Origin of the sequence: Subtercola sp. Z020 (assembly GCF_002931235.1) — a bacterium.
In the GTDB taxonomy this organism is placed as follows: domain Bacteria; phylum Actinomycetota; class Actinomycetes; order Actinomycetales; family Microbacteriaceae; genus Subtercola.
On record NZ_PSTT01000108.1, the window covers coordinates 1 to 7,264 of the forward strand.

A 7,264-nucleotide genomic window follows, 5' to 3' on the forward strand; every position below is an offset into this window, starting at 1 on the left:
CCCGCCGTCCCGCTGGCCGCTGCCGCAGTTCCTTCTGCGTCGCCAACCGTCGCGACCCCGCACGCCGATGGAGCGCCCGTGCCGGCGCCGACCGCCGCCGCTGGACCCGCGGTTCCGCCCGCACCGCCAGCCGCTGCCGCCCCGCCCACTGCCGCGCCGACTCCACCTGCGCCAGCCGATGACGCCCGCGCGGGCTCACCATCCGATGTCGAGCCAGCCGCACCCTCCACATCTCCCTCCGCCCCTCCTGCGCCGCCTACCGCTGCCGCACCCGTCGTCGTGCCGTCTGCAGTGACCCTGCCGCCGGCCGCGCACGCTAGGTCTCCGTTTTCGCCACCCGCCGGGACCGCAGCCCCTGCGCAGTCTCCGTCCGCGCCGCGATCTGCGGCGGCCGAGCCCGCGCAATCCTCCTTCGCGCCGCCTGCGCCGCAGGGGCAATCCCCGGTCACGGCCCCTACACCGGCTCCTGTGCCCACGCAGTCACCGTTCGCACCGCCTGCGCCGCCTGCTGCAGCCGCGCAGTCACCGTTCGCGCAGCCTGCGCCGCCCGCTGGCGGATCGGTGCCCTCCTTCGCTCCTCCCGCATCGCCGGAGCTCGGGACGCCGTCACCCGCGCCCGCCAGGGCGTCCGTTCCTCCAGCGTCCGTTCCTCCAGCATCCGCTCCTCCGACGACTGCGTCGTTCGCGCCACCAACGCCACCGGCCGCTCCAGGGGGAGCGGAACCTGCGTCCGCACCACCGGCGCCACCCAGCATCCTCGTGCCCGGCGGAGCGTACGCTCCGCAACCGCCGGCCGGTGGCACCGGAAAGCCGCGCAACGGCTTCGGCCTCGCCGCGCTCATTCTCGGCATTGTCGCGATCGTCGGGTCGGTCATCCCGATCCTGAACATCGGAGCAGCCCTCCTCGCCGTGCTGGGCATCGTCTTTGGCATCATCGGCATCCGTCGGAAGCTCACCCCGCGGCCCCGTCGAAGCGCCGTCGCCGGACTCATTCTCTCGGCCATCGCCCTGGTACTCGCGGTCGTGCTGGCCGTCGTCTACGCCGGTGCCATCGCGGCCGGCTTCACAGCCGGACTCGAACGGGCCGCAGCTCCTACGGTATCCGCCGAGCCCTCCCGCGCGCCGGTCGACCATGAGCTGACCTACCGCATCTCGAGCGACGCCCCGACCGCGACGACGATCACCTACTCCAGCACCGTCGACGGCACGCTGGCCGAAGAGCAGGCGAAGGATGCGGCGCTGCCCTGGATCAAGACGCTCGACATCACCGACGGCGGCGGCCGCAACTACGACAGCTTCGCGCTGACAGCGACCGCAGGCACCGGCGGCACGAAGATCAGCTGCGCGATCTTGCTCGACGGCGAACAGATCTCACACCAGACGTCGACCGGCGCTGGCGCGAGCGTCACCTGCAGCGCCCCCATGGGGTAGGGGATTCGCGGGTAGCGCGAGCCGCCACACCCAGAAAGCACAAAAAAAGGCCACCCGGGGTGGAGCCCTGAGTGGCCTTTCGCTCCCCGACTTGGACTCGAACCAAGAACCTGCCGGTTAACAGCCGGCTGCTCTGCCAATTGAGCTATCGAGGAATGCTGAAACAGCGTAGTTACGTTATCACGAAACCGTTCTGACCCTTGCCGGGCGAAATTTGCCTGGCCTGGCCCGCCGAAACGTGCAGCCAAAAGCATACCGCACGAACGGTGCCGCGCTTCACGCGCCGCCGTCGAAGGTGTCGACCCCGGGCATCCAACTGAGTCCTGGGCCGCCCCAGCTGCGCTTGCGGGCGATCTTCGAGGCCGCCTTCGCGTAGCTGAACTCGAGGCGGTCGACGTAGAGGTGACCGTCGAGGTGGTCGTATTCGTGCTGGAAAATGCGGGCCAGCCAGCCCGACGCCGTGACCTCGAACGGGGCACCGTCGGCGTCGACTGCCCGCAGCAGGGCATCCGTCGACCGCACCAGCGGGAACCGCTCGCCCGGGAACGAGAGGCAGCCCTCGGCGTCGAGGTCTTCGTGCGCCTCCTCGACCGGGGGCGGGCTGACGAGCAGCACCGGGTTGATCGCCACGCCCGAGTGCCAAACGTCGTCGGTGTCGGTGTACTCATACACGAAGAGGCGGAGCGGCACCCCCACCTGGGGGCCCGCGAGACCTACGCCGGGCGCTTCGTGCATCGTGTCGACCATGTCGGCGACCAGCGTCTTCAGCGCGTCGTCGAACGCCGTGACGGGCAGGGCGGGGGAGTGCAGCACCGGGTCGCCGAAGATGCGAATGGGGAGAACAGCCATGTCGCCAAGCCTAGTTGCGACGAATCCGCGATACTGTCGAGGGGTGCATCCCGAACTCGCAGCCGCCGCCGAGCTCACCCCGAACCTGTTCCAGTCGGTCGGCATCCCGATCGCCCTGATCGGCGCCGTCTTCCTGTCGTTCGGTGCGCAGTTCCAGCACCGCGGCGTCAACAAGGTCGAAGCGGCCAGCCAGCAGGCCACCGGCGGGCTCGACGTCAAGCAGCTCGTCGCGCTGCTGCGCCGACCGTCATGGGTGCTCGGTTCGCTGATGCTGGCCCTCGCTATCGTCTTCCAGCTCACCAGCCTGAACTTCGCCCCTATCATCGTGGTGCAGCCGCTCGGAGCTGTGGCGCTCGTCATCACGTCGATCCTCAATGCCCGGGTCACCCGCACGAAGCTCAACCGGGCATCCATCATCTCGATCGTCATGTGCGTGGGCGGCGTGGCGCTGTTCGTGCTGATCGCCGCCTTCACGGCCGTCGACAAGCCCATCTCCGATTCGCAGCTGGTGACGATCGTCATCATCCTGGCGGTCGTCCTGGCGCTCTTCGTCACCCTGTTCGTGCTGTTCCGCAAGCGGATGCGGGCGGTCGCGTACATCGTCGGCGCCGGCGTTCTCTACGGTTTCGTCGCAACGCTCGCAAAAGTCGTCATCAGCCGCCTGCAGCAGGCCGACATCAACGTTCTCACCATCTTCTGCCTGGTCGGGCTGCTGGCCTCGGCTGCTGCCGGCGCCTACTTCGTGCAGACGGCCTACGCCTCCGGTCCGCCCGACCTGGTGATCGCGGGCCTGACGGTCATCGACCCCATGGTCGCGGTCGGCATCGGCATCGTCGTGCTCGGCGAGGCCCAGTACGCGCCGCCCCTCGCGCTGGTCGGCTTTGTTCTGACCGGCATTCTCGCAATACTGGGAGTGTTCGGTCTCGCCAAATACCATCCGCAGACCGGTCACTAGGGTAGATTCTCCGCAGAACGCGATCCGGTACCGGATGCACGACCGCCGCTTCCCGAACCAGAAAGTCATCACTTGTCAGCTTCTTCCGGCACAGACCCTGCACCCGCAGACAACGACCCCGCGAAGCCCCTGAAGATCGTCATCGGAGCCGACACGTTCTCGCCGAACGTGAACGGCAGCGCCCGGTTCTCGCAGCGCCTCGCCTCGGGCCTTGCCGCTCGCGGGCACGAGGTGCACGTGGTCGCCCCTGCCGCCTCCCGCAGGCACGGCACGTGGACCGAGTCGTACGACGGCCAGAACATCACCGTGCATCGCCTGCGCAGCTTCCGCTGGTACCCGCACGACTGGTTGCGCTTCTCCGAGCCCTGGTTCATCAACCGCAACAGCGAACGCATCATCGACCAGGTGAAGCCCGATGTCGTGCACTTCCAGTCGCACATCATCGTGGGCCGCGGCCTGTCGATCGCCGCTCGCAAGCGCGGCGGCATCCGTGTGCTCGGCACCAACCACTTCATGCCCGAGAACCTGCTCGAATTCACGCTGCTGCCGAAGTCGTGGCAGGAGAAGGCCATCAGCATGGCCTGGAAGGCCGCCAAGCGCACCTTCGGCCGCGCCGACGTCGTCACCACGCCCACGCAGAAGGCGGCCGAGTTCCTCGAGAAATCGACCGGCCTCGACGGCGTGCTCGCCATCAGCTGCGGTATCGACGCCGACAACTACGTGCCCGACTTCGCGCCGCGCACCGAGAACCGCATCCTCTTCGTCGGTCGCGTCACCGGTGAGAAGCAGATCGACGTGCTCATCAAGGCGGTCAGCCTGCTGCCCGACGACCTCGACGCCCACCTCGACATCGTCGGTGGCGGCGACCTGTTGAAGCACCTCGAGAACCTCACGAAGCAGCTGGGGGTGGATGATCGGGTGCACTTCACCGGCTACGTCACCGAAGACGAGCTGCGCGAGGCGTACACGAAGGCGACCGTCTTCGGCATGCCGTCGATCGCCGAGCTGCAGAGCATCGCGACGATGGAGGCGATGGCGTCGGGTCTGCCGGTCGTCGCCGCGAACGCCATGGCGCTGCCGCACCTCGTCAAAGACGGCCGCAACGGCTTTCTCTTCGCACCCGGCGACGCGCAGCAGATGGCGGACAAGCTCGAGCACATCCTGCGCCTGCCCCAAGACGAGCTCGATGCCTTCAAGAACGCCTCCCTCGCGTTCATCGCCAAGCACGACCTGGTGCGCACGATCGTCACCTTCGAGCGCCTCTACCGAGGGGCGAGCGATGTGGATGTCGCGGCGATCGATGCCACGATGGCGGCCGAGTCGCTGAACACCTCGTCCCTCCGCGTGATCGACCTGCCGGCCGAGCCCACCGCGGAGCCCTCCGACGCCGCCCGCTGAAGCCGCCCACCTGACCCCGCTCGCCGCCGCCGCGCACTGAACCTGATGCTGCTCACTGCGCCTCAGGTGTCAGAGCGGGTGAGCGCAGGCGTCACCAGTGCCCGGTTCTGCCCCGGTCGATCTGCGCCTGCAGGTCGCGTGCTTCCCGCTGGAGTTCCGGATCGGCGGGCGCCGGTCGCGCTGCGAGTCGAGCGGCCTTCCTGCCGAGTCGTGTCGCGTCGCCGATGAGACCGAGCCACTCGGCGACCTCGAGCAGGAGGGAGATCGGCGCCGACACGACGGCACCGAGCATCACGAGCAGGTGCTTGATCACAGCCACGGCGCGAGTCCCATATCGGCAGCCTATCGATGATGGCGCCGGGTGGCGGGGGTGGGGCGTGCGGGACTTGAACCCGCGACCGACGGATTATGAGTCCGCTGCTCTAACCAGCTGAGCTAACGCCCCGCGCGACGCGAGACGCCGCCCCTACACGATACAGCTTCGCGGTCGGCGATCGGCGCAGGCGCCGGGGTGGCGAGCTCTGCGACCGGGATGCCAGCCGGCGCATCCCTCGAAGTAGTGAAATATCGTCACTGCTGTTGACGGCGGGTGCTGAGACTCGTTAGCGTGTTCTCGGCCCGGTCGTCATCGCGGGCCCTAGGGGATGCGTCACCGGCAGCGAAGCGCCACGACTCCACGGAGTCCGCGCCACGCCGCCACCGTTGTGGGGAACCAGTCATGCCAGCACCAGCCACGCCCGATCCGTCGATCTCACGCTCTGTCAACGACCGCTATGTCGCCCGGGATGTGCCGGTGGCCGGTGGGGTGATGCGCGTGGGCGAGTGGCGGCCGAGCGCTCTCGCACCCACGGCCACGGTCGGGGCGAGCGGCTCCAAGCCGCCGGTGATACTGGCGCTGCACTCGATGACGGGGGCGCATCCGGCCTGGTCGTGGCTCGCCGCGCAGTTTCCCGACTCCCGCATCGTCGCCCCCGATCTTCGCGGCCGCGGCCGGAGCTCCGGCCTGCCGGGCCCGTACGGGATCGCCGCGCATGTGCGCGACGTGCTGGCGGTTCTGGATGCCCTGCAGCTCTCCGACGTGACGCTGGTCGGTCACTCCCTCGGGGCGTTCGTCGCGGTGGCAGCCCTCGCCGAGCGGCCCTCCGCCTTCCGTCACACGGTGCTGGTGGACGGCGGGTTGCCCCTCACCGTTCCCCTCAGCATGCACTCCGCCGACCTGCTCGAACTGGTGCTCGGCCGGCCCGCCGTCGGTGTCGAGTTCGCGTTCAGCAGCACCGCGGCCCACCGGAGGTTCTGGCAGTTGCACCCCGCTCTGGCGAAGGACTGGTCGACCCGCGTCGGCGCCTACGCCGACTATCTCGTCGAGGAGACCCTCGACGACCACGGCCGCATCGTCTTCCGCCCGGCGGCTTCCCCGACGGCCGTCACGGCGGATGCGCGCGAGCTGAGCGGCTGCGTCGACGTTCGCGAGCGACTCCGGGCCATCGGCGGAGCCGCGGTGCTCGTCACAGCGCCCCGTGGGCTCGCCAACGAGCTGCCGGGCATCTACAGCCGTGCCGAACGGGAGCTCTCGGCCGACGACAGCTGCGGCATGCCGCATGTCGAGGTGGCCGGAGTCAACCACCACACCATCGTCGTGACCGACAGGGGAGCGAAGGCTCTCGCGCGCGTCGTTCGCCGGGGGCCCGTCTCCGCGCGCGTCGACGCACAGGCGAGCTGAACTCAGCCACGGCGCTCCGCCGGGAGTGTCAGCGGGCGATGCCGTACGCCGACCCGGTGGTGGGGCCGTTGGGGTCGCCCAGCACGCAGGTCACGGTGCGGTCCCCGCCCGCCCAGGAGGTCTCTGTCGGCGAGAACTCGGTGAAGGCCAGGGCGGACTGCTCGTAGGGCACGCCGACGTACTCCGCGAAGTGGTCACCGCAGCCACTGCTGGCGGCAGCGGTCAGTTCGTCGAGGGCGGGGTAGACCGCCGCATCGGGCAGTGTGAGCAGGTAGAACACCTCGAGCTCGTGCGGAGCGGCGCAGTCGACGCTCGGAACGTCGGAGACGGTGTCGCCCGTACTCTGGTTCAGGCAGTCGCCGACGGCGAGATCGAACACGTCGGCCGCGGTCGTCGAAACGGGTGTGGAGGTCAGGCGCGGGGTGGGGGAGATCGAGGGTGACGACGACGGTTTCGTGCTGCCGGCGACAGTCGGTGCGGTGTCTGACGGCGACCCGCCCGAGCATCCGCCCAGCAGGAGACAACCGGCGACCGCCGTGAGGGCGGCGAGCGTGGAGAGGGTGCGTCGTGCAACGGTCATGATCACTCCGGGAAAAGCGGGGCGGTACCTGGCCGCCATGGTCGACTGAATACCCTGAAGTATACTCAGATTCCACGGCAAGAGCGAGAAAGTCTCACAACTGGTTGAGGGGTCGTCTTCCGCGCTTCGGTCGCGCCATACTCAGGGGAACAGCGGGTAGCCGACCACCGGAGCGCGCCGCCCGCACCTCGTCGAGCCAGGCGAGCGCAGCCGTCGCCAGAAGACGGTCTGCGTGCGCCGACACCTCGGCGGCCGCTGACGCCCGCTCACACTCCCGGCGGAGCGCCGTGGCTGAGTTCAGCTCGCCTGTGCGTCGACGCGCGCGGAGACG

Annotated in this window: 7 protein-coding genes, 2 tRNA genes and 1 pseudogene; 4 read left to right on the top strand and 6 right to left on the bottom strand. The window is 69.1% G+C overall.

All coding sequences use genetic code 11. From position 1 onward, the window contains the following. Positions 1-759 precede the first annotated feature (759 nt). Entirely contained in the window at positions 760-1,431 is a 672-nt protein-coding gene (locus C5B96_RS14175) for a hypothetical protein (protein ID WP_104246008.1), read from the top strand. Positions 1,432-1,513: 82 nt separating this feature from the next. Here C5B96_RS14175 and C5B96_RS14180 read toward each other — a convergent pair. Both C5B96_RS14180 and def read right to left on the bottom strand, forming a co-directional pair. Then, positions 1,514-1,586 (bottom strand) — tRNA-Asn (locus C5B96_RS14180). A 121-nt stretch (positions 1,587-1,707) separates the two neighbouring features. Next, the gene (gene def, locus C5B96_RS14185; protein WP_104246009.1) at positions 1,708-2,280 is read right to left on the bottom strand and encodes a peptide deformylase; all 573 of its coding nucleotides are present in this window, start codon (positions 2,278-2,280) and stop codon (positions 1,708-1,710) included. A gap of 43 nt (positions 2,281-2,323) precedes the next feature. Here def and C5B96_RS14190 point away from each other — a divergent pair, with 43 nt between their 5' ends. Together C5B96_RS14190 and C5B96_RS14195 are read left to right on the top strand one after the other, a co-directional pair. After that, positions 2,324-3,235: a DMT family transporter gene (locus C5B96_RS14190; protein ID WP_233189215.1), complete on the top strand. Its 912-nt coding sequence runs from the start codon at positions 2,324-2,326 to the stop codon at positions 3,233-3,235. 72 nt (positions 3,236-3,307) lie between these two features. Beyond that, a complete protein-coding gene (locus C5B96_RS14195) occupies positions 3,308-4,633 on the top strand; it encodes a glycosyltransferase (protein WP_233189216.1) in 1,326 nt (441 codons plus the stop codon). Between the two features lie 91 nt (positions 4,634-4,724). Here the strand turns inward: C5B96_RS14195 and C5B96_RS14200 are convergent, their stop codons facing one another. Continuing rightward, positions 4,725-4,952, bottom strand: a complete 228-nt coding sequence (locus C5B96_RS14200; RefSeq protein WP_104246011.1) for a hypothetical protein — start codon at positions 4,950-4,952, stop codon at positions 4,725-4,727. A gap of 52 nt (positions 4,953-5,004) precedes the next feature. Continuing rightward, positions 5,005-5,078, bottom strand: a tRNA-Ile gene (locus tag C5B96_RS14205). 273 nt (positions 5,079-5,351) lie between these two features. Between C5B96_RS14205 and C5B96_RS14210 the strand changes: the two genes are divergently transcribed. Next, positions 5,352-6,353, top strand: coding sequence for an alpha/beta fold hydrolase (locus C5B96_RS14210; RefSeq protein WP_104246012.1), 1,002 nt, complete (start codon positions 5,352-5,354; stop codon positions 6,351-6,353). A gap of 28 nt (positions 6,354-6,381) precedes the next feature. On the opposite strand, the gene C5B96_RS14215 is transcribed toward C5B96_RS14210, so the two are convergent. Together C5B96_RS14215 and C5B96_RS17880 are read right to left on the bottom strand one after the other, a co-directional pair. After that, the gene (locus tag C5B96_RS14215) at positions 6,382-6,933 is read right to left on the bottom strand and encodes a septum formation family protein (RefSeq protein ID WP_158507195.1); all 552 of its coding nucleotides are present in this window, start codon (positions 6,931-6,933) and stop codon (positions 6,382-6,384) included. 94 nt (positions 6,934-7,027) lie between these two features. Next, a pseudogene (locus C5B96_RS17880) lies at positions 7,028-7,264 on the bottom strand (hypothetical protein); the annotation flags it as partial.